The following is a 21,033-nucleotide window of genomic DNA, read 5'->3' as shown; positions in this document are numbered from 1 at the left end:
AACTTATTGGGGAAGGACAACCGGCGTCCGACCTGCTGCGCGCACCCGGTTGCGGCCTGCCTGCTTGGCTTGATAAAGCGCCCGGTCGGCCGCAGCCAGCAACTCGGCCAGAGTGGCATTGGCTCTGGCCTGGGCTGCGCCAATCGAGACGGTCAGAGGGAGTAACTGGCCATTCGGCAGGTGGAGGGGGGTCTCCTGAATACGCTCCCGCAGGCGCTCGGCAGTGTTGATGGCCTGTTCCAGATCGGTGGCTACCAGCAGGGCGGTGAATTCCTCACCGCCATAGCGTGCAGACAGGTCGGCACTGCGCAGATTGGCCCGAACCAGCCCGGCAACGTGGCGCAATGCGAGATCGCCAATCGGGTGGCCGTGCAGATCATTGACCCGCTTGAAGTGATCGACATCAATCATCAACAAGGTCAGCGGCTGGCCAATGCGGCTGGAAAGATCAACCTGACGCGGGAAAATGTCCTCCAGCCAGGCCCGGCTGTGCAAGCCGGTGAGCGCATCGGTTTCCGCCTGTGCCCGATAGCGCTCCTGTAATTCGAGCGATTGCAGAATCAGTTCATTATTGGCGCGCATCCTCTGGGCCAGCACCTGCAGCAGGTTGTAAGCCAGACGATGATCTTCTGCCATCAGCGCCCACATCTTGGCCCGATTGAGCGGCAACACCCGACAGTCGCTGGCGGCGACGACGTATGCGGTTGGAGGCTTGTCGTCGATCATCGAAATATCGCCGGTACACGAGCCGGGTGTCAGACGGGCGACGGGGGTTTCGCTGGTAGGGCGTAGCAGCACTTCCAGCTCGCCGGACAGCAAGACGTAGATATGCTCGTTGGCATGTAACGGATCAAGCAGAGCCTGGCCGCCTTGCAGGGTGACCACGCGCAAGTCGGTATGCCGTGACGCCCAGCCTCTGACCTCGACGCCCTCGAACAAAGGGGCAGACCCCAGGATCACCAGATCATCTTCCTCAAGCACGCTGACCTCCTGTCCGCATCCGGCAGCAGACTCATACTAGTACTTATAGGAAATGGCTGGGGGCTTGGCTACGTGGCGACTGTTTGCAAAACGGCATGGCAGTCACGGCACGGACATGGGGCCTCGCAGTTTTCTCCTGCACTTGCTAGAACTTAAAGATGCGAGCCCTTTGTTGTGTTGCAGCCCTCTGTCTGAATCTGGGCGGCGTGCTGTTGTCGGTGGCACAGGCCAGGGTGGTGCTCGCCCGCGCAGTACCCGTAGCACCGTGGAGTTTTCCCGACAAGCCGAGTCAAGGTGTGGTGCCCGAATATCTCAAGGCCATGTTTGATGCAGCAGGGGTACCTCTGGTCGTTGAAACCCTGCCCTATCTGCGTGTGATGCAGGGGCTGAAGGATGGCTCGACCGAGCTGACGGTGCTGATTCCGGATGCTGAACGCGATGCGGTTGCCCTGCGGTTGTGCCAGCCTACGCGCATTCAGTCTGGCGTCATCTACAAGCACAGTCGGTATCCCTATATTGGCAAACCCGGTGATCTGGCGGGCAAGCGGATCGGGGTGCCTCGCGGCACCAAGGCCCTTGATGAGCTGGATAAGGTGCCAGGCGTCGAGCGCTACCCGATTGAGACGGTCGATCAAGGCTTTCGCATGCTCAAGCTCGACCGGCTGGATGCCACCTTTGTCTCGACGCCAGGTAGCGACTTGTTGTTGCGTGAGTCCCGGCTTGATCCGGGTGAATACCGGTTTCTGGAGGTCACGACTTCACCGGTGGTGATTTATGTGTCGCGCCGCTCGACGCTGGCCAGCGAGCCAGCACTGCTTGAGCAGCTGCGTCAGCTTTGCGATGGCCCCTTGCGCAAGATCATGGACGGGCTGATGCAACGATATCGCTAAGTGCGATTTGATGCGTTGTTTGCGGATGGGCGCAGCAGGTGAGGCGGCTTTCGTGAGTTTTCGCAGATCCCGAACCCTGAAAGAATCGAGTCGCAAATGAGCATCCTTCGCACCATCGCCGCTTGGGGTCTTTGTCTGGCCTGGATGTCTGCGCCCGTGGCTCAGGCCAGGGTCGTGTCTGCGCATGCGATTCCCGTAGCGCCCTGGAGCTTTCCTGAAACCCCCGGCCAAGGCGTAGTACCCGAATACCTGAAGGCCATGGCCGAAGCGGCGGGCATGCCGATTGAGGTCCAGACCATTCCGTATCTGCGGGTGATGCAAGGGATGAAGGATGGCTCGACCGAGCTGACCATGCTGATTCCCGACGATAGCCGTGACGCCGTGGGGATGCGATTGTGTGTGCTGACCCACCTGCAGGCAGGGGTCGTCTATAAGTACAGTCGCTATCCGAAGCTTTTAGAGTCTGGTGATCTGGCCAGCAAGCGAGTCGGTGTACCGAGAGGTTCCAATGCGCTGGATCAGCTGCATGCCGCCACCCGATTCGAGCGATATCCGATTGAATCGGTGGAACAGGGCTTACGCATGCTGGCGCTGGACCGGCTGGATGCCACCTATGTTCCTTCCCCTGGCCGCGAAATGCTGCTGCAGCAGGCCCGGCTCAGTCCGGACGAGTATCGTTTTCTCGAAGTCACCACACATCCGTTGGTGCTCTATGTGTCACGTCGCTCGGCGCTGGCCAAGGAATCGGAGAAGCTGGCGCAACTACGCCAGCTTTGTGAAGGGGTATTGCGGAAAACCATGGAGCAGCTGATTCAGCGCTATCGTTGAGATGGGCTAGGCGCGGTTGTTGTTTTGAAATAACGGCTTGATCTTTAATGGGAATTTGGAAATTTCAAACGCGAATTTCCCATTTAAAATCAATCGCTTGCATGGAACGTCAACAGAGCTTGGTTGCCGGATCTTGCATGGATGGCATGGACAGATCAGGATGTAAATAATTCTTTACTTCTGTACTTTTTTGTTTACGGTCGGGTGCTTTCCTTGCTGATCAATACCCTGCCAAGTGGCTTGGCCGCAAGCTTGTGTGGCTTGTAACGTAATGTTTACAGTCGTTGCGAAATTCTGCGATGACGTCCTTTGGCTGATCCAGCCTGATGGGTCTTGCCTACCTCGGCGACTGGGCGCAAACCCCTGTCGCGTCTTTGTTTTGAACCTTTCTGACGAATCAAAAGCCTAGCGTTTGCTTGAATGACGCCATCTGTCGGTCGGGAAGGTTTTTCCGGCGTCGAACTCAGGATTTTTGATATTCACCTTGCGTGTTGGCATAGCCCCTGCTGTAGGCTCTGCAGACGCTTGTTTTGTGGGCCTCCAAGATGGACCGCAAAGTGATTGTCAACAGAGCGTAACGCTCAATCAACAATGATAAGGAGGGGCTATGGATATGCCCGAACTGGTCGCGCCGGTAAAGCCGGTTATCTCTGCGGCCGAGCTTGCCTGTCTGGCAGAGCTGGAAAAGAAAGTACTGTGGCTCGCCACCTGGATGATTCATAACGCCAACCATTTACGCGAAAGCCGCGATGGCTTGAAGGTCGGTGGCCATCAGGCTTCTTCGGCTTCGCTGGCGACGGTAATGAGCGCCTTATATTTCCATGCGCTGCGGCCACAAGACCGGGTGGCGGTCAAACCGCATGCCAGCCCCATCTTTCATGCCATCCAATATTTGTATGGCCGTCAAAACCTCGATGCTCTGCAGCGCTTCCGGGCGTTGGGTGGGGCGCAGTCTTATCCTTCACGCACCAAAGACCACGATGACGTCGATTTTTCGACCGGCTCGGTTGGCCTGGGGGCGGGCATTACGCCATTTGCCTCGCTGGTGCAGGACTACCTTGAAAGCCGTGGCTGGCTCAAGTCGCAGCCAGGGCGCATGGTTGCGCTGATCGGTGATGCCGAGCTGGACGAGGGCAATATCTACGAGGCCCTGCTCGAAGGCTGGAAGCACGATCTGCGCAATACCTGGTGGATTGTCGATTACAACCGGCAAAGCCTGGATGGCATCGTGCACGACCGGTTGTTTTATTTGATTCAGCGCATGTTTCGCGCCAATGACTGGCGTGTGGTGACCGTCAAGTATGGCAAGCGGCTGATGGCGGCCTTTGAGCAGCCGGGCGGCAAAGCACTCAAGCGCTGGATCAACCAGTGCGATAACGCGGTCTACTCGGCTCTGACCTTCGGTGGTGGCGCCGCTTGGCGCAAGCAGCTGCGCGAGGATCTGGCGGGCGAAGCGCAGACGCTGGCGTTGATCGACCGCTACACCGATGAAGAACTCGGCCAGCTGATGACCAATCTTGGCGGCCACGATCTCGAAACCCTGCTCGAAGCCTTTGCTGCTGCCAGCGCGGATGATGTGCCGACCTGCTTCATCGTGTACACCATCAAGGGGCATGGACTGCCCTTTGCGGGACACAAAGATAACCACGCCGGCTTGCTGACGCCAGCACAGGTGGCCGAGCTGCGTAGCCGGCATGGTGTGGCCGAGGGCGAGGAGTGGCACAAGTTTGCAGGTTGCCATCGTAGTGCCGACGAGCTGGAAGCGTTTCTGGCGCGGGCACCGTTCAATCAACGGCCGGCGGCGCGCCAACATGCGGCGTCAATGGCGCTGCCCAGCCCCTGGCCACGTCTGGGCATTGCGCATGGCTCGACGCAGGAGGCATTCGGAAAACTCATGAACGAGTTGGCACGAGGTGATAGTGATCTGGCCGCACGCATCGTTACCACCTCGCCGGATGTGACTGTTTCGACCAACCTCGGTGGCTGGGTCAACCAGCGTGGCTTGTTCCGGCGCGCCCGTCAGCGCGACGTGTTCCGCGACCGCAAGCTGGCATCCGCCCAAAAGTGGGAAATGCACCCATCGGGCCAGCATATCGAGCTGGGCATCGCTGAAAACAATCTCTTCCTCAATCTGGCGGCGCTGGGCTTGTCTGACCGCCTATTCGGCGAGCGGTTGATCCCGGTTGGCACCTTGTACGACCCCTTCGTGGCGCGCGGGCTCGATGCCCTGAATTACGCCTGCTATCAGGACGCCCGCTTTGTGCTGGTGGCCACGCCTTCCGGCGTGACGCTGGCAGCGGAAGGCGGCGCGCACCAGTCGATTTCCTCTCCTTTGATCGGCATCGGCCAACCCGGCCTGGTTTACTACGAACCCGCCTACGCTGACGAGCTGGCCATGATTCTGGAACGGGGTTTTGGCTGGATGCAGCAACCCGAAGGCGAGAGCTTGTATCTGCGCTTGTCTACGCGCTCTATTGAACAGCCGGGACGGGACATCACCCCGGAACTGGCCGAAGCCGTCTGGCGTGGGGCGTACTGGGTGAAAGCGCCGACTGCCGGCTGTCGGGCGGCGGTGGTGTATTGCGGTGTTGTCGCCCCGGAAGCGTTGGCTGTCGCCAGTCAGTATGGCGACGATGTGGCCTTGCTGGCCGTGACCTCGCCCGGCCGTCTCTATGCCGAATGGCACCACCAGGCTCACGCCTGCTGGTTGGCACAGCAACTTCGGCAGCTACCTGCCGGGGCTCCGTTGCTGACGGTGCATGATGGCCACCCCGCTGCACTCAACTGGCTGGGAGCGGTGGATGGTCGCCGCACCCGTAGCCAGGGGCCGACCCGCTTCGGCCAAAGCTCGGATGCAATTGATGCCTATCAGCTACATGGACTCGACGCCGCTGCCATCGCCAAGGCGCTCGACAGCCTGCTGACCCAATAAGAACCTGAGAAGAAGAGGACGACATGACAATCGAAATTCTGATGCCGGCGCTCTCGCCGACGATGACCGAAGGCACGCTGGCCAAGTGGCATGTGGCAGCGGGTGACCGTGTAGAACAAGGCGATGTGATTGCCGAGGTGGAAACCGACAAAGCCATCATGGAAATCGAGGCCGACGCCGATGGCGTGATGGGCGAAATATTGGTGGCGGCAGGGACTGCCGATGTTCAGGTTGGCACCTTGATTGCCCGCATGCAGGCGGGTGATGCGCCGGCCAGATCGGTGGCTGCACCGACGGCGGCGCAGGTTGCCAGCCAGCCGGTTGGGCTGGCGCCGGCGCCAACCCCGCTGGCACGGCGTGAGGCCGAGCGCAATGGGCTGGATCTGACCTCGATGGCGGGGAGCGGCGGCCATGGTCGGGTAACCCGTGAAGATGTGGTACGGGCTGCTCAGCCTGCCGTGGTGGCCGCACCTTTGGCAGTGGCCCCAGCAGGCGAGCAGCCGTTCAATACCGTGCCGGTCGGCAGCATGCGCGCTGCCATTGCGCGGCGCATGGTCGAAGCCAAGGCGGCACCGCACTTCTACCTCGAAGTGGATTGCCGTATGGACGCTTTACTGGCCGTTCGCAAACAGCTCAAGGAGCGTCATGCCGGTCTGGAAGTGTCGATCAATGACTTTCTGATCCGGGCGCTGGCGCTGTCACTCAAGCAGGTGCCAGAAGCCAATGTGCAATGGGCGGGCGACCGCATCCTGCACTTTGGCCGGGTGGATATCGCCGTTGCTGTTGCGCTCGACAGCGGCCTGATCACGCCGCTGATCCGCGATGCCGGTAGCAAGGGCGTGCGTGAAATTGCCAGCGAAATGCGCGAGCTGGCTGAACGAGCCCGCCAAGGTGGACTCAAACCGGAAGAGTACCAAGGCGGCAGTTTCTCGCTATCCAACCTGGGCATGTTTGGCATGAAAGCGATCCAGCCGATTCTGAACCCGCCCCAAGCCGGCATCATCGGCGTCGGTGCGGCCGAGCGCCGGCCCTGGGTCGAGGGGGATGAACTGGTCGTGGCAACAGTGATGACCGCAACGCTATCGGCTGACCATCGCGTACTGGATGGGGCAACCGGCGCCCGCCTGCTGGCCCGCTTCAAGGCCTTGCTCGAAAACCCGCTCGATATGCTGCTGTGAGGTCGATCATGCGCGAATTTGATGTCGTCGTTATTGGTGCGGGCCCCGGAGGTTACGTTGCTGCCATTTGTGCCGCTCAGCTGGGGATGCGTACTGCGCTGGTCGAAGCCGCTGATCTGGGGGGCGTCTGCCTGAATTGGGGCTGTATTCCGACCAAAACCCTGCTGCACTCCGCTGATGTATTGCGGCAGATGCGAGCCGCCGAGCGGATTGGTTTGGGCTGCGACAACCCACGTTTCGATCTGGACAAAATTGTCGCCCGTTCGCGGGCGGTGGCCGGCCAGTTGACGCAAGGGGTGGGTTATCTGCTGAAAAAGAATGGCGTTACCGTGGTCCATGGCTGGGGCCGTCTCGCGGGGCCTAACAAGGTACAGGTTGAGTCCGACCATGCCGCAGAACTGCTGACCACGCGCAACGTGGTGCTGGCAACGGGTGCCAAGCCCCGGCCACTGCCCTTTTTGCCGTTTGATGGTGAGCGCGTCTGGTCTTATCGCGATGCGCTGATGCCGAAAACATTGCCCTCACGCCTGCTGGTGATTGGTGCGGGGGCGATTGGCGTTGAGTTCGCCAGCTTCTATGCCACGCTGGGCTGCAAGGTCGAGCTGGTGGAACAGGCTGCGCAGGTGTTGCCGGCTGAAGATGCCGAGATTGCGGCCATTGCGGCCAAGGGCCTGGGCGCCGACGGCATTACCCTTCGTACCGGTTGCCGTGTCGAAGCTGCCAGCCTGACTGATGGCGGCGTCAAGGTTCGCCTGGCAGATGCCCAAGGTACTCACGATCTGGAGTACAGCCACGTACTGGTTGCCATTGGCGTAGTAGCCGACTGCTCCCGCTTGGGGCTGGAAACCGTCGGCCTCGATTCGGCGCGTCTGAGCGTGGAGCCGGATTGCTCGACAGCGGCGCCAGGGGTGTGGGCGATCGGCGATCTGGCTGGCGCACCACAGCTGGCCCACAAGGCCAGTCACGAAGCGCGTAGCTGTGCCGAAGCGATTGCTGGTCTGGAACCTCACCCGCTCAATCCTCTGCGCATCCCGGCCTGTACCTATTCCCATCCCCAAGTCGCCCGTGTTGGCATGACAGAAGCCCAGGCGATTGCTGCCGGCCGGCAGATTCGTGTTGGCCGTTTTCCGTTCCGGGGCAATGGCAAGGCGCTGGCAACCGATGCCGGAGACGGTCTGTGCAAGACCGTGTTCGATGCCCGTACCGGTGAGCTGCTGGGGGCGCATCTGGTGGGAGAGGGGGCCACGGAGCTGATTCATAGCATGGTGGTCGCCATGAACCTTGAGACGACCGAGTCCGAGCTGATGAGCACGATTTTCCCACACCCGACCCTCAGTGAAATGCTGCACGAGTCGGTTTTAAGTGCGTTTGACCGCGCACTGCACATTTGAACTGACCAAGCTGATTTGACCAAGGCGCCCACGAGGCGCCAACAGGAGACTGCATCATGAGCACCCATTCCAAGGGCTTTGCCACCCGCGCCATTCACCACGGCTATAAGCCTGCTGATGCCTTGGGCGCGTTGACCCCTCCGCTGCACCTGACTTCGACCTTTGCATTTGATACCGTCGAGCAAGGTGGCGCCCGTTTTGCCGGTGAGGAAAGCGGTTATATCTATACCCGCCTGGGTAATCCCACCCTCAACCTGCTGGAGCAGCGCGTTGCAGCGCTGGAGGGGGGCGAAGCGGCGCTGGCCTTTGCTTCGGGAATGGGTGCCATTACCGCTGCCATGTGGACCCTGTTGCAGCCCGGCGACGAAATCGTCGTCGATAAGACCCTCTATGGCTGTACATTTGCTTTTCTGACGCATGGTCTGGCCAAGTTTGGCATCACCATCCGCCACATTGACCTGACCGAGCCGGCTAATCTGCCGGATGCGATGAGTGACCGCACCCGTCTGGTCTATTTCGAGACACCCGCCAATCCTAATATGCGGCTGGTGGACATCGAGGCCATTGCCGCCGCTGCCCATAAGCGTGGTGCCAAGGTTATGGTCGATAACACCTACTGCAGCCCGGCCCTGCAGAACCCCATCCTGCTGGGCGCCGATCTGGTGGTGCATTCCGCGACCAAATACCTGGGCGGACATGGCGATCTGACCGCCGGTATTCTGATCGGCGACGCGGAAACCATCCAGCAGGTGCGTTTTTATGGTCTGAAGGACATGACTGGCGCCGTTCTGTCGCCGTTTGACGCCTTCCTGATATTGCGCGGGTTGAAGACCCTGGAGCTGCGTCTGGAGCGCCATAGCCAGAGCGCGATGCAGATTGCCGAGTTCCTGCAGGCGCGACCTGAAGTCGCGGTTGTGCACTACCCCGGACTCAAGACCTTCCCCCAGCACGAACTGGCCTGCCGGCAGATGCGTGGGTTTGGCGGTATGCTGGCATTCGAACTCAAGGATGGCATCGAAGCGGGGCGCCGCTTTATGAACTCGCTGCAAATGATTGTGCGTGCCGTGAGCCTGGGTGACGCAGAAACCTTGATCCAGCACCCGGCTACCATGACCCACTCGACCTACACGCCGGAAGAGCGCGCACAATATGGCATTTCCGATGGCCTGATCCGCCTGTCAGTCGGGCTGGAAACCGTGAGCGATATCGTGGCTGACCTTGGCACTGGCTTCGATGCCATCAAGCGTTGAAGAGACCCTGGCCGTTGATCGTTTGTTTCCGGTGGCGCCGGATTGGGGCCGGCTACCACGTTGGCGGCCAGGCTGTTGGCTGGCATCGCAGGTCTTACAGCCTGTGCGCTCAGACGGGAAACCGCATGGCTTGCTGCTAGGCGGCACACCTTTCGCCTTGCATCAGGCCCAAATCCGACGAATGCGATCCGGAGATAAAACGGCAGCAGCGTCTGGTCAAGACCGATATATGGGCTCGACCGGCCGGATGCCGGGGACTGCAATAGTGTTTTTGCTCGTTGTGAAAAGTAACCAATATCACCCGAAAGGCTGATGTAAGCATTCGTTGTGACGGGTTAAGTAGGTTAAAATTGCCGGTTTTGCCCGGCAGGGAAGCTGCAATGGGGGAGGTCATTCCCTTATGCGAGCAGCGCCTTGCCACAGGGCGACCGGCGACCCGGCGTAGCGGCATACCCCCTTTCCTCCCGCTGCAATGCATGTCTTGACATGGTCGCCGCCCAACAGGAGCGCACCATGAACCCCAATTCCAAAATCATCGTTACCGGCGCTGCCGGACTGGTTGGCCAGAATCTGGTCCTGCTGCTGCGCGAACGTGGCTACACCAATCTGGTGGCTATCGACAAGCACGGCCCAAATTTGAAAGTCCTGCGCGATCTGAACCCTGGCGTGCGAGTGGTGGAAGCCGATCTCCTTGATTCGGGTAGCTGGGAAGCCGAATTCGAGGGTGCCGAAGTAGTGGTGCAACTGCATGCCCAGATTACCGGCCTGGGTAATGCCATCTTTGCCCGCAACAATGTCGAGGCTACCGGCAAGGTGCTGGAGGTGATCCGTCGTCAGCCGGTGCAGCCATTTCTGGTGCATATCAGCTCGTCCGTGGTCAACTCGGTCGCCGATGATGACTACACCAACACCAAGAAAGATCAGGAAAAGCTGGTGGCTGCCTCGGGGTTGGCGCATTGCACATTGCGTCCTACCCTGATGTTTGGCTGGTTTGACCCCAAACACTTCGGCTGGCTATCCCGCTTCATGGAAAAAGCCCCGGTCTTCCCGATCCCTGGGCATGGCCGGTACATGCGCCAACCTCTTTATAACCGTGACTTCTGCCGCGTCATCATCCATTGCATCGAGAACCAGCCCAAAGGTGCGGTATACGATATTGTCGGCCAGGAGCGGGTGGACTACGTCGATATCATCCACGCCATCCGCAAGGCCAAACAGCTCAAAACCCCGATCGTTCATATTCCCTACGGTCTGTTTTATGCTTTGCTGAAAGTCTATGCCCTATTCAGCAAACAACCCCCATTCACCGCCTCGCAACTGAAAGCTCTGACCGCCGGCGACGATTTCAGCGGCGTTGATATCAAAGCCCTGTTCGACATCACCCCCACCCCATTCGACGTCGCCATCAAAGAGACCTTCACCGATCCGCGTTATTGCGCTATTGCGCTGGAGAGGTAGGCTCTCTATGTCTAGTAGCGGTACCCCTCGAGCACTGGCTACGAGTTTGGCGGTGCGGCACCATTTCATGCCTTTTTGTCGTTTGGTTTTACTTTTCCTGCTGTGCTTGCCTGCGTTGGTGGCGTTTATACCTTCAATGCCACAAACCGGGCTTGATGCTTCTTGGATTCAGGCCTTGACACATATGGATGGCAAGAAATTTGGCCTGGACATTGTGTTTACCTTTGGGCCGATTGGCTATGCCTATATGCCGGCTATGTCAGCGCATGGAGCCTCTATACCTGAACAAGTCGGATTGGCAGCATTGTGGGTTGTGGTCGCTTGGCGTTGGCAAGAGGGGACGCGCAGTCCTTGGCTGATGCTTGTGGGACTATTTCTGAGCGCATGGCTTGGTCACGGCATATTTGTTCGCGATACCTTTTTTATGCTCGCCTGCTGCCTTGCCGGCATGCTGGCGTTGCGCGAACCCAGGTTAGATAGGGTCCTTGGCGGCCTGCTGCTGGCATGGCTAGGACTGATGAAGGGCTCATTTCTAGTTATGGGTGTTGGGCTTGCGGCCTTGCTTTTGATTTACGACTTATGGGCTAAGCGATTCCCGACCACATTTCTAACTTTTGTGCTGTGTTGGGTTGCTGGTTGGCTTTTAACCGGACAAAGCTTGGGGCATGTGTATCAGTACTGGCGGGGCCTGTCTGAGATATCAAATGGCTATAACACCGACATGGCCATTAATGGTGCCATTGGGCACTTGCTTGTATATCTGCTGTTTGCCTCATGGTTCATTGCGCGAGAAGTGCATGCCTGCTGGCAAAATAGGCAAGCGTCGATTGCGGTGGAATCACTCATTCTTTGCTTTGTATTGTTTATCAGCTTCAAAGCGGCCTTTGTCAGGCAGGATGTCCATGAGTTGATTGCTTTTGGAGTCCTTACCGGTTTGGTGCTATTCCGAGCATCAATCCGGCCCAAGTATCGGTTGCAGCTGGTTATGACGATGTGCCTGGCCTTGATGGCAATACGCGGTCAGGTCGATAGTGCTGCTGCTGCCCGTTATGCAGCTTCTGAGGCTGTCGCGACATACTGCCAGCAATTCAAGTCCATGCTGGCGTGGCTACATTCGCCTTTGGCGCTTCAAGGAGATTTGGCGGCGGCATTTAAAGAGGGAAGTGCCAAGATACGGCAGCAACTTGGCGACTTTCAATCAGGTGGTACGTTGGATGTTTATCCAACTGAACAGTCGCTGGTTTTTGCAATAGGCGCACACTGGCAGCCTCGCCCAGTCTTTCAGAGCTATTCGGCTTACACGCCTTATTTGGCGGAACTCAACCGTGTTCATTTGCGCGAGCGGGGGGCGGATGAGTTGTTGTTTGGTCTGTCCAGCATCGACGGTCGTTATCCGAGCATCGACGATGGTCCATCGTGGCCGACCATGCTTGCCTTGTACCAGCCGGCTGAGATGGTAGCGGACCGTTGGTTGGCACTGCGGCGAGCAGCAGACCGGCCGCATGAGCAACTGCGGCCACTGGCCGGTATGCAAATGGCCCTTGGAGAGTGGGTGGCCTTACCACAAAGCCGAAATGTGCCAGTCTTTATCCGTTTGCATCTGGTCCCGACCACTTGGGGGCGCTTGGCTAATCTGGCTTACAAACGCCCTCCGGTTTATCTGCAGGTCGAATTGGCCGATGGCCGGAAGATCAGGCATCGGATACCGGAGGGGAGTGCGGCGGCGGGCTTTATCGTTTCGCCTTACCTTGAATCGGTATTCGACATTGGCAATCTCTGGCTTGAAAAATGGCCAGGGCGCTTGCAGTCCGCTCAAGTGCTAAGAATGAAAGTCGAGGTGGATGCACATGCCGGACCAGCATTTTTTGAGCCGATGATCGGGCTGGAGCAATTCGAGATACACGGTTATCGACGGCAGCAGAGCCTTCCTGCCTCGCTTGAGGCGCCAGCCTGGATGGCGCGAGAACTCCATATTGTGACCCAAGCCCCTGCCAGCCCGGTTGCCTCCAAACAGGGTGGATATATTGATAGCGTCCAGCAGTCCGGAGCATTACTGGAGGTCAATGGCTGGATACCCATGCCCGATGCGGACAAAGTGCAGCGCCTGTTTGTAGCGGTGCCAAGTCGTCCACAAAGCTATCAGGTGCGGGCAATTGAGCGGCGAGATGTTGGCAACTATTTGAATAATAAAAATGTGATTCATGCGGGTTTTGCTTTTACCCTGCAATTTGCTTCTGCGGCGGATGCGCAGTCGGCCAGCAAGGATTTATGCATTGCCTATCAGTCACAAAATACCGATCTGGCTTTGGTAAAAAGCGATCGCAAGAGCTGTAATCGTTTCCTGAAATGAAAGGTGGTGCTTGGCGATAAACAGGATTTTTTGGACTTTGGTATGTTTTTTTGTGGTTAATTAAAATGAAAAATATTGCAATATGGTGTTTTGTTTTGGTGGCTTCTGGTGTGGCAATTGCCTCGGTAGTCGACGTCAATGGCAACCCGACTTCTGCCGTGGTGTCGAACGGCAAAATATCGGTAGGCGTAGGCAGCATTCGCACGCCACAACTTTCCCGATTAGGCGAATTCGATTTTGGCGGAGCGATAGACTCATTTAAAATAGATGGCGTGGAAATGCTGAATCAAAGTGATGCGGGCCGGGTTTGGCAGCATTCTTTATTCTTTGCAAATCATGGCCTTGCTTATTCTTATGACCAAAATGCCTGCGAAGTTTCTGGAGAGCATAATTCCCAGGTGAACCCACAGGAAGCCGGCGATGATTTAAGCCGGCCAAAAGCGATTGTTTATTATAAAGATCAGCGTACTGCGCATATTGTGACCAAGCAAGTACCCAGTTGGGCCAGCACGGCACTTTATCCAGAAGGCTTGGAATTGCAATCGATTATCCGTGTTGGGCCGCTGCCTTATGCGCCATATCAGGAAATTGTGGAGCTGGAATATGCCACGGTAAACAGGAATCAAAGTAATCCTTTGTGCCCAGCCCGTTCCGCCATTCTGATTAAAAATGCCACCACGGAAAAGCGGATCAAAGCCCCTTTTGTGCCGGCAATTTATTTTGATTACAACCGGTTTTCCGAGTTGTGGGGGCTGAATGAGGCGGGGCAGTGGAGTGGGCCGTTGCCGGTATATACCGCAGCTATGGTGGAATTCGATCCAAGCCAATACCGTTATCGGGCAATGGCCTGGTGTCAATCTGGCGGAACAAGATGTGTCGGTATATACAGCAAGTCGGCCTGGGATAATTCGAGAAACGCCGGTGGCTATGCTGGGTTTAATTTTGCTGCAGAAAACTACCCGAATGTAATGCCGGGTACCCAGACAAGAAGTCTTAAGGTTCTTGATTACACACCAGTGTTGCTGCCGGGGCAGGAACATCGTCGCAAGGTCTTTGCGATGACAGGTGATCTGGCGAAGTTGAAAGAGATGGTGAGTACCCTGGTGGCGCAGGGGCTTTGATTAATCGTGCAGAACCAGGATTTGCACCAGGGTTTTGTGGTGTTGGCAAAACCTGTGGCAGAGCCTGGATTGCGTCTGGTTTTGTAAGGTGATTCTGCCTGCTCTGCTGTTGTGCAAGCAGCGGAGTGGGTGGGCAGGACATTAAATGAACAACAAACACCGCATCGCCGTGGTTGGCGCGGGTCCGATGGGCCTGATGTGTACGATGGAGCTGCAAAAGCGTGGCTACCATGTTGATATTTTCGAGCATGACGACCGGATCGGCGGGATGTCGGCGACGTTTGATTTTGATGGTCTGCCGCTGGAGCGTTACTACCATTTTGTCTGCAAGACCGACGATCCGCTGTTTGCCCTGCTGCAGGAAATGGGCTTGTCGGACAAGCTCAAGTGGGTCGAAACCAAGATGGGCTATTACTTCGACGGTAAGCTCTATCCGTGGGGAACGCCACAGTCCCTATTGAGTTTCCCGGGGCTGGATATGGTCAGCAAGCTGCGCTATGCGGCGATGGTGATGAAGACCAAGAATGTGTCTGACTGGCGCGAACTGGATCGGGTCAATGTCATTGATTGGCTCAAGGGCTGGATTGGTGAGCGGGGTTACAATGTGCTTTGGAAGAGCTTGTTCGAGCTGAAATTCCACGAGTACACCGACCAGATTTCTGCTGCCTGGCTTGGAACGCGGATCAAGCGGGTCGGTTTGTCGCGCAAGAGTCTGTTCAAGGAGCAACTGGGCTATCTGCAAGGTGGCTCGGAAGTGTTGCTGAACAAGATGGAGCAGGCGATCACGGCCAAGGGGGGGCGCATCTTCCTGAGGATGCCGGTGCAGAAGGTCGTGACCGAGGCAGGTCAGGTACGCGGAGTGCAGGCGGGGGGTGAGTTCCATCCTTACGATGCGGTGGTTTCCACCGTACCGATCCAGTATCTGCCACGCTTGGCGCCAGACCTCCCGTCCGCGTTCCGCGAGCGGATTGATGCGATCAAGAATATTGCGGTGGCTTGCGTGGTGCTGAAGCTCAAGCATGCGGTGACGCCCAATTTCTGGGTCAATATCAACGACCCCAGTATCGCGATTCCTGGTGTGATTGAGTATTCGAATCTCAATCCGGTTGGTCCGCACATTCTGTATGCGCCGTTTTATATGCCGACGACGCATCCGAAATATCAGCGCAGCAATGATGAGCTGATTGATGAGGTGCTTGGTTATCTGGCGAAGCTGAACCCCAATTTCAGGCCCGACTGGGTGATGGCGCGCCATTGTTCACGCTACGAGTACGCGCAGACGGTCTGTCCGCCAGGCTTTTTCGATATGTTGCCGCCGATGAAGACGCCGCTGCACGGGTTGTGGATGGCCGATACGGCGTATTACTACCCGGAAGATCGTTCGATTTGCGAGAGCGTGAAGCTGGGGCGGCAGTTGGCCGAGGCCGTGCATGCAGGTCATTAAGCGGGAGTATTTTTCCGCCACCTTCCTGCGGTTTCTGCTGGCGGGTGGCACGGCGGCGGCCGTGAACGTTGGCTCGCGTATTGGCTATAGTCATTGGCTGGACTACGCGCCGGCGATTGTGCTGGCCTATCTGACCGGTATGGTGACGGCTTTTGTGCTGAACCGGATATTTGTGTTTGAGGGCGGTGGGGGCAGCGCCCGCCGACAGTTTGTCAATTTTGCGCTGGTCAATCTGCTGGGGGTGGTGCAGACGGTGGCAATCAGTTTGTTATTGGCACGCTGGTTGTTGCCGGCGGCAGGTGTGCGCTGGCACGCCGAAGACATTGCGCACCTGGTTGGCGTGGTGGTGCCGGTTTTCACCAGTTTTCTGGGCCACAAATATTTTTCGTTTGCCGACAAGGCTTCTGTGGTCAACAGAGCCTAGAAATTCTATTCAAGAAAAGATAGGGCACCCATCACGGGTGTCACGAGGGACTATGCAGTCGATTATCAAGCTGATCCGCCCCCATCAGTGGATCAAGAACGGTTTTGTGCTGATCGGGGTGGCGTTTTCTCACCGGTGGGATGTGCTGACGCTGACGAGCGCCGCGCTGGCGTTTCTGGCGTTCTGTCTGGTGGCCAGCGGTGTGTATGTGATGAATGACCTGCTGGATGTCGAGGCGGATCGCAAGCATCCCACCAAATGCAAACGCCCGATTGCCAGTGGTGCCATCAGTGTGACCCAAGCACGCCTGCTGGCCGCCGGCTTGGCGCTGGTGGCCGTGACGCTGGCCTGGATCGGCGTCAGCCCGATGGCCGCGGCGCTGATCGCCGCTTATTGGACGATGAATCTGGGCTATTCCCTGCACTGGAAGCATGTCGCAATTCTGGATGTTTTCATCATCGCAGCCGGTTTCATGCTGCGGATTCTGGTCGGTACGCTGGGTCTGCATCTGGGCGTGTCACACTGGCTGATTCTGTGCGGCATGATGGTGACGCTGTTCCTTGGGTTTGCGAAGCGGCGGGCGGAGCTTTTGCTGATCGAGGGGGATGCCGACCGTACGCTGACCCGACGGGTGCTGGAGCATTATTCGCCAGCGCTGCTTGATCAGTGCATCTCGGTCTGTGCAGGGGGCACGATCGTCGCCTACAGTTTGTACACGATGAGTGCTGAGACGATTGCCCTACACCATACCGACAAGCTGGTTTATACCGTGCCGTTCATTGTTTACGGCATCTTCCGCTATCTGTATCTCTTGCATGGCCATGGCCGGGGCAACGATACGGCCAGCGATCTTCTGCAGGATCGCCATCTGATTGCCACCGTCTTTGCCTGGATTGGCACTACGCTATGGTTGATCGTCTGAGTGACGATTCCGAGCCTTCAACACGCATCGAGTGGCTGCTTGCGGCACTACCGCCGCTGATTTACGCGCTCTTGATCTTGCTGTGGGCCCGCAATGCACCATTCTGGGATGATTACGAAGCCATCCTGTCGCGTCTTCTGGTGATCGACGGCCCCGATGGCTGGCGTACCTTGGGCGAGAGCAATAACGAGCATCTGGTGGTGACCACCACGGTTGCCGCCTGGCTGGACCGCTACCTCTTCGGTGTCCTCGACTTTCGCCATCTGATCTGGCTGGGCAATCTGGCCCTCCTGGCATCGTTTACCATGCTATCCCGGGGTTTGCCGGCGGTAACAACCGCCTTGGCAGGGGTTACCCTGTTCAATTTTTCCTATTGGGAAGGCAATTTGTGGGCGATGACGGCGGTGTCGCACTATCTGGCGATACTGTTGCCGCTGACTGCATTTGTCTGCCTGCAGCATGGCTGGGGGTTGTGGCCAGCGGTGCTGGCGGCGCTGCTTTCCGCCTTGAGTCAGGCCAACGGCATGCTGGTATGGCCGATTGGGGCTCTCTGGCTGGCCTGGGAACGACGCTGGGCCGACCTGTCGGTGTGGATGATCGGCTTCGGGCTGACCTTGATAACGTATCGCCACCTGTCTGCCAGTGGCGCTGTACCGCAAGCCAGCTGGATGGATCTCGGGGCCTTTTTTGTGGCCTTCATGGGCGGGCTGGCTGGCGCCTCCTGGCCCGCGCTGGTGCTGGGGGCGCTGGTTCTGCTGGCCTTCCTGGTTTATGGGGTGGGCGGCGACTGGAAGTACCGTCCGGTGCCATTGCTGATCATGCTGTTTCTACTCGGTACTGCAATAGCCGCCACTTTGCGGCGTGCGCCTTTTGGCTTTGAAATTGCCCTGTCTTCGCGCTACGCCATCATCAGCTCCTTTATGCTGGCAGCGCTGGTGGCAGGTTTCCGCCCGGTCGGACGGGAGTTGTGGTGGGTCGTCGGTGCTGTGCTGGCGGCAAATATCGCCCTGGCGGCCAAGGTTTATCCACAGCTTGAGCATCGCAAGCAACGGTTGGCGATGTTTCCATCGGAAGCGCTGGTTGGCTGTGTCGATCGCTACAACCATCCCGACCCGGTGAATGCTGCCCGCAGTTACGAACACGCAGTGCGGGCAGGTTGGCTGGCGTTGCCTCTGCCCCAGACCCGCTGCCAGGACTGGGGCTTGCAGGTTCTGGTCAATCCGGCACCGCAGGCGCTGTTGGTGGGCGAGGCGGGGCATATCGATTACCGTCAGGTGTTTGGAAGCCGGTTGCGTCTGGATGGCTGGATGCCGCTACGGGCTGACGACAAGGATGTCGTGCTGTATCTGGCGAGTTCCGATACGCCCACCACCCGCCTGCTGCGTCGCCAGCCTCGGGCGGATATATCGGCCATGCTGGGTAGCGATCTTTATTACTACAGCGGGTTTTCTCTGATACTGGATTTTGCCGATGAAGCAAGCGCCTTGCGTGCGAGCCAGTCGATCTGTCTGGCAGTGGTCTCGCACAAGCATCCCCCCAGCCTGGTGGCAGGGTCGCCCGAGCATTGCCGTGCTTTTCTGAAAACGGGCAAGACAACATGACGTTTGTAAACACGGGCCAGACAACGGCCCGCCCGCCGACCCGCCAATGGGTCTGGCTGGGAGGCTCCATTCTACTGGCCGTGCTGGCCTATCTGGCTGTGGTGTTATGGGTTGGCTGGGCGGAGGTTTCGCGTGCCATTTTGCAGGTCGGAGCTGGCGGCTTGCTGCTGGCAGCCCTGATGAGCTGCTGCAATTTTGGCCTGCGCTATCTGCGTTGGCGACGCTATCTGGCGCACTTTCAGCATCGTCTGCCGTGGTTGGATGGCGGTTTGGCCTATATGGCGGGTTTCGCTCTGACGACTACCCCATTACGTGCAGGGGAAACATTGCGGGGGTTGCTGCTGGCCCGATTCGGGGTGCGCTTTGGCCAGACGGTGGCGATTTTTGTCAGCGAAAGGCTGGCGGACCTGATGGTAGTAATCGCCCTGGTCAGCCTGGGGCTGGCCCAGTTTCCCCAGGCGCGCCCGATTGTGGCCTTATGTGCATTGCTGGTCGCGGGTGTTTTGATCAGTCTGCTGTGGCCGTACTGGTTGCAACAGCTGGCCCGGCGCTGGGCGCAGGGCCGTATCGGCCGCTGGCTGGCACATGGCGTGCGGTTGCTGCAGGACGCCCGCCACTGCCACGGCCGAGGTCTGTTGGCCCTATCGCTACTGATCGGCCTGCTCGCCTGGAGTGTGGAAGGCATTGCGTTCCAATCCATTCTGGGTGGTATGGGGGTTAGCCTCAGCTTTACCACGGTACTGCTGGTGTACATGATCGGTAAATTGGCCGGCGTCCTGAGTTTTGCACCCGGTGGGCTTGGCGGGACCGAGGCGGCGATTGCCTTGCTTTTGATCTGGTCTGGTGTGCCGCCGGCACAGGCGGCAGCGGCGACCATTCTGGTCCGACTGGTCACGCTCTGGCTGGCCGTCGCCTTGGGGTGTACGGCACTGGCACTCAGTCTGTGGCGGGAAAAACAAACTTCATGAAACGTTATCAATCCTGGGGACGGATCGATGCCGAACCAAGCCGTGTCTATGCCCTGAGCGACCGGCAGATGGCATTGCCGACTGCCAGCTTCTCCATGCTGCCTTTCGGTAATGGTCGTAGCTACGGTGATGTCGGGCTGAATCGTGGCGGGGCCTTGCTGGATACTGCGGGCCTGGATCGCTTCATCGACTTCGACCCGGCGAGCGGCATTCTGCGCTGTGAAGCCGGTGTGCAGCTCGACCATATCCTCTCGCTCGCGGTGCCGCAGGGCTGGTTTCTGCCGGTCACCCCGGGTACCCGTTTTGTCACGGTGGGCGGGGCAATCGCCAACGATGTCCACGGTAAAAACCACCATGTTGCAGGAAGCTTCGGTTGCCATGTCCGCCAGTTCGAACTACTGCGGTCAGATGGTAGCCGTCGTCTGTGCAGTCCGCAGCATGATGCGGATTGGTTTGGTGCCACCATCGGTGGCCTGGGCCTGACCGGGCTGATCACTTGGGCTGAGCTGCAGCTGCGGCGGATCGCCAACCCCTTTCTGTGGACCGAGGCGATCCGCTTTCGCAACTTGCAGCAGTTCATCGAACTCGACGCAGAGGTGGCGCCGCGCCACGAATACACCGTGGCCTGGCTGGACTGCCTGGCGGGCGGGGCGGGGCGCGGGCGGGGCATCTATTTTGTGGGCGACCATGCGCCGTCGCTCACGCAGCTGCCGCTGTATCAGGCGCGGCGACGGCGTCTGCCGCTGACGCCGCCGTGGTCGCTGGTCAACGGTCTGTCACTGCGCGCGTTCAACCAACTCTACTATCATCGGCCGCTGGCGACCGGGCAGACGCTGACCCACTATGAGCCTTACTTCTACCCGCTCGATAGCCTGCTGGAGTGGAACCGCATGTATGGCCCACGTGGCTTTTACCAGTACCAATGCGTGGTCGCTCCTGAAGCCGGTGCCCAGGCACTGGACCGCTTGCTGCAGGCCATCGCCCGTAGCGGACAAGGTTCGTTTCTGGCGGTGCTGAAGCGATTTGGCGATCAGGCTTCACCTGGCTGGTTGTCGTTTCCGCGCCCTGGCTACACCCTGGCGCTGGACTTCCCGAATCGCGGCGACGCGACGCTCCAATTGTTCCGTGAGCTGGATGCGGTGGTGCTGGATCACGGTGGTGCCATCTACCCGGCGAAAGACGCAACGATGCCGGCCGAACATTTCCGCCATTACTACCCGGCCTGGCAGCGCTTTAGCGCGTTTGTCGATCCGGCATTTTCATCCAGCCTGTGGCGACGGGTGATGGCCGCTTAG

General features: G+C 58.5%; 16 protein-coding genes. 15 read left to right on the top strand and 1 reads right to left on the bottom strand.

Annotation, left to right across the window (positions count from 1 at the left end):
- Positions 1-3: 3 nt before the first annotated feature.
- Positions 4-981: a GGDEF domain-containing protein gene (locus PZA18_RS02595; protein ID WP_284099224.1), complete on the bottom strand. Its 978-nt coding sequence runs from the start codon at positions 979-981 to the stop codon at positions 4-6.
- Between the two features lie 158 nt (positions 982-1,139).
- On the opposite strand from PZA18_RS02595, the gene PZA18_RS02590 reads away from it, so the two are divergent.
- The 15 genes from PZA18_RS02590 to PZA18_RS02520 all read left to right on the top strand — a co-directional run bounded on the left by PZA18_RS02590 (position 1,140) and on the right by PZA18_RS02520 (position 21,033).
- Complete coding sequence (locus PZA18_RS02590; protein WP_284099223.1) at positions 1,140-1,871, top strand: substrate-binding periplasmic protein; 732 nt, start codon at positions 1,140-1,142, stop codon at positions 1,869-1,871.
- Positions 1,872-1,967: 96 nt separating this feature from the next.
- Positions 1,968-2,699 carry a substrate-binding periplasmic protein gene (locus PZA18_RS02585; protein WP_284099222.1) on the top strand — a complete coding sequence of 244 codons (732 nt, stop codon included), beginning with the start codon at positions 1,968-1,970 and terminating at the stop codon, positions 2,697-2,699.
- 607 nt (positions 2,700-3,306) lie between these two features.
- Positions 3,307-5,631: a hypothetical protein gene (locus tag PZA18_RS02580; RefSeq protein ID WP_284099221.1), complete on the top strand. Its 2,325-nt coding sequence runs from the start codon at positions 3,307-3,309 to the stop codon at positions 5,629-5,631.
- Between the two features lie 23 nt (positions 5,632-5,654).
- Positions 5,655-6,809: a dihydrolipoamide acetyltransferase family protein gene (locus tag PZA18_RS02575; RefSeq protein WP_284099220.1), complete on the top strand. Its 1,155-nt coding sequence runs from the start codon at positions 5,655-5,657 to the stop codon at positions 6,807-6,809.
- A gap of 8 nt (positions 6,810-6,817) precedes the next feature.
- Positions 6,818-8,200: a dihydrolipoyl dehydrogenase gene (lpdA, locus tag PZA18_RS02570; RefSeq protein ID WP_284099219.1), complete on the top strand. Its 1,383-nt coding sequence runs from the start codon at positions 6,818-6,820 to the stop codon at positions 8,198-8,200.
- A gap of 56 nt (positions 8,201-8,256) precedes the next feature.
- Positions 8,257-9,450, top strand: a complete 1,194-nt coding sequence (locus tag PZA18_RS02565; protein ID WP_284099218.1) for a methionine gamma-lyase — start codon at positions 8,257-8,259, stop codon at positions 9,448-9,450.
- Between the two features lie 513 nt (positions 9,451-9,963).
- Entirely contained in the window at positions 9,964-10,908 is a 945-nt protein-coding gene (locus PZA18_RS02560; RefSeq protein WP_284099217.1) for an NAD-dependent epimerase/dehydratase family protein, read from the top strand.
- 46 nt (positions 10,909-10,954) lie between these two features.
- Positions 10,955-13,258, top strand: a complete 2,304-nt coding sequence (locus PZA18_RS02555; RefSeq protein ID WP_284099216.1) for a hypothetical protein — start codon at positions 10,955-10,957, stop codon at positions 13,256-13,258.
- A gap of 65 nt (positions 13,259-13,323) precedes the next feature.
- On the top strand, positions 13,324-14,379 hold the full coding sequence (locus tag PZA18_RS02550; protein ID WP_284099215.1) for a hypothetical protein: 1,056 nt from the start codon (positions 13,324-13,326) through the stop codon (positions 14,377-14,379).
- Between the two features lie 145 nt (positions 14,380-14,524).
- Positions 14,525-15,823 carry an NAD(P)/FAD-dependent oxidoreductase gene (locus PZA18_RS02545; RefSeq protein ID WP_284099214.1) on the top strand — a complete coding sequence of 433 codons (1,299 nt, stop codon included), beginning with the start codon at positions 14,525-14,527 and terminating at the stop codon, positions 15,821-15,823.
- Positions 15,810-16,247 (top strand): GtrA family protein, encoded by a 438-nt coding sequence (locus PZA18_RS02540; RefSeq protein ID WP_284099213.1) that lies wholly within the window; start codon positions 15,810-15,812, stop codon positions 16,245-16,247. The genes PZA18_RS02545 and PZA18_RS02540 overlap by 14 nt, the downstream gene beginning before the upstream one ends.
- 37 nt (positions 16,248-16,284) lie before the next feature.
- A complete protein-coding gene (locus tag PZA18_RS02535) occupies positions 16,285-17,169 on the top strand; it encodes a decaprenyl-phosphate phosphoribosyltransferase (protein WP_284099212.1) in 885 nt (294 codons plus the stop codon).
- Positions 17,154-18,770 carry a hypothetical protein gene (locus PZA18_RS02530; protein WP_284099211.1) on the top strand — a complete coding sequence of 539 codons (1,617 nt, stop codon included), beginning with the start codon at positions 17,154-17,156 and terminating at the stop codon, positions 18,768-18,770. Before PZA18_RS02535 ends, PZA18_RS02530 begins: the two co-directional genes overlap by 16 nt.
- A complete protein-coding gene (locus PZA18_RS02525; RefSeq protein WP_284099210.1) occupies positions 18,767-19,738 on the top strand; it encodes a lysylphosphatidylglycerol synthase transmembrane domain-containing protein in 972 nt (323 codons plus the stop codon). The genes PZA18_RS02530 and PZA18_RS02525 overlap by 4 nt, the downstream gene beginning before the upstream one ends.
- Positions 19,735-21,033 carry an FAD-binding oxidoreductase gene (locus PZA18_RS02520; protein ID WP_284099209.1) on the top strand — a complete coding sequence of 433 codons (1,299 nt, stop codon included), beginning with the start codon at positions 19,735-19,737 and terminating at the stop codon, positions 21,031-21,033. Before PZA18_RS02525 ends, PZA18_RS02520 begins: the two co-directional genes overlap by 4 nt.

The organism is Parachitinimonas caeni, assembly GCF_030129945.1.
Taxonomy (GTDB): domain Bacteria; phylum Pseudomonadota; class Gammaproteobacteria; order Burkholderiales; family Chitinimonadaceae; genus Parachitinimonas; species Parachitinimonas caeni.
The sequence above is the reverse complement of the archived record's forward strand: the minus strand, read 5'-3'. Positions and strand labels throughout refer to the sequence as shown.

Bases quoted from the DNA above. Each gene is read 5' to 3' on its own strand.
- PZA18_RS02560 (WP_284099217.1), top strand. From the start codon at position 9,964: ATGAACCCCAATTCCAAAATCATCGTTACCGGCGCTGCCGGACTGGTT.
- PZA18_RS02575 (WP_284099220.1), top strand. From the start codon at position 5,655: ATGACAATCGAAATTCTGATGCCGGCGCTCTCGCCGACGATGACCGAA.
- PZA18_RS02580 (WP_284099221.1), top strand. From the start codon at position 3,307: ATGGATATGCCCGAACTGGTCGCGCCGGTAAAGCCGGTTATCTCTGCG.
- PZA18_RS02590 (WP_284099223.1), top strand. From the start codon at position 1,140: ATGCGAGCCCTTTGTTGTGTTGCAGCCCTCTGTCTGAATCTGGGCGGC.
- PZA18_RS02525 (WP_284099210.1), top strand. From the start codon at position 18,767: ATGACGTTTGTAAACACGGGCCAGACAACGGCCCGCCCGCCGACCCGC.
- PZA18_RS02550 (WP_284099215.1), top strand. From the start codon at position 13,324: ATGAAAAATATTGCAATATGGTGTTTTGTTTTGGTGGCTTCTGGTGTG.
- PZA18_RS02530 (WP_284099211.1), top strand. From the start codon at position 17,154: ATGGTTGATCGTCTGAGTGACGATTCCGAGCCTTCAACACGCATCGAG.
- PZA18_RS02565 (WP_284099218.1), top strand. From the start codon at position 8,257: ATGAGCACCCATTCCAAGGGCTTTGCCACCCGCGCCATTCACCACGGC.
- PZA18_RS02585 (WP_284099222.1), top strand. From the start codon at position 1,968: ATGAGCATCCTTCGCACCATCGCCGCTTGGGGTCTTTGTCTGGCCTGG.
- lpdA (WP_284099219.1), top strand. From the start codon at position 6,818: ATGCGCGAATTTGATGTCGTCGTTATTGGTGCGGGCCCCGGAGGTTAC.
- PZA18_RS02540 (WP_284099213.1), top strand. From the start codon at position 15,810: ATGCAGGTCATTAAGCGGGAGTATTTTTCCGCCACCTTCCTGCGGTTT.
- PZA18_RS02520 (WP_284099209.1), top strand. From the start codon at position 19,735: ATGAAACGTTATCAATCCTGGGGACGGATCGATGCCGAACCAAGCCGT.
- PZA18_RS02545 (WP_284099214.1), top strand. From the start codon at position 14,525: ATGAACAACAAACACCGCATCGCCGTGGTTGGCGCGGGTCCGATGGGC.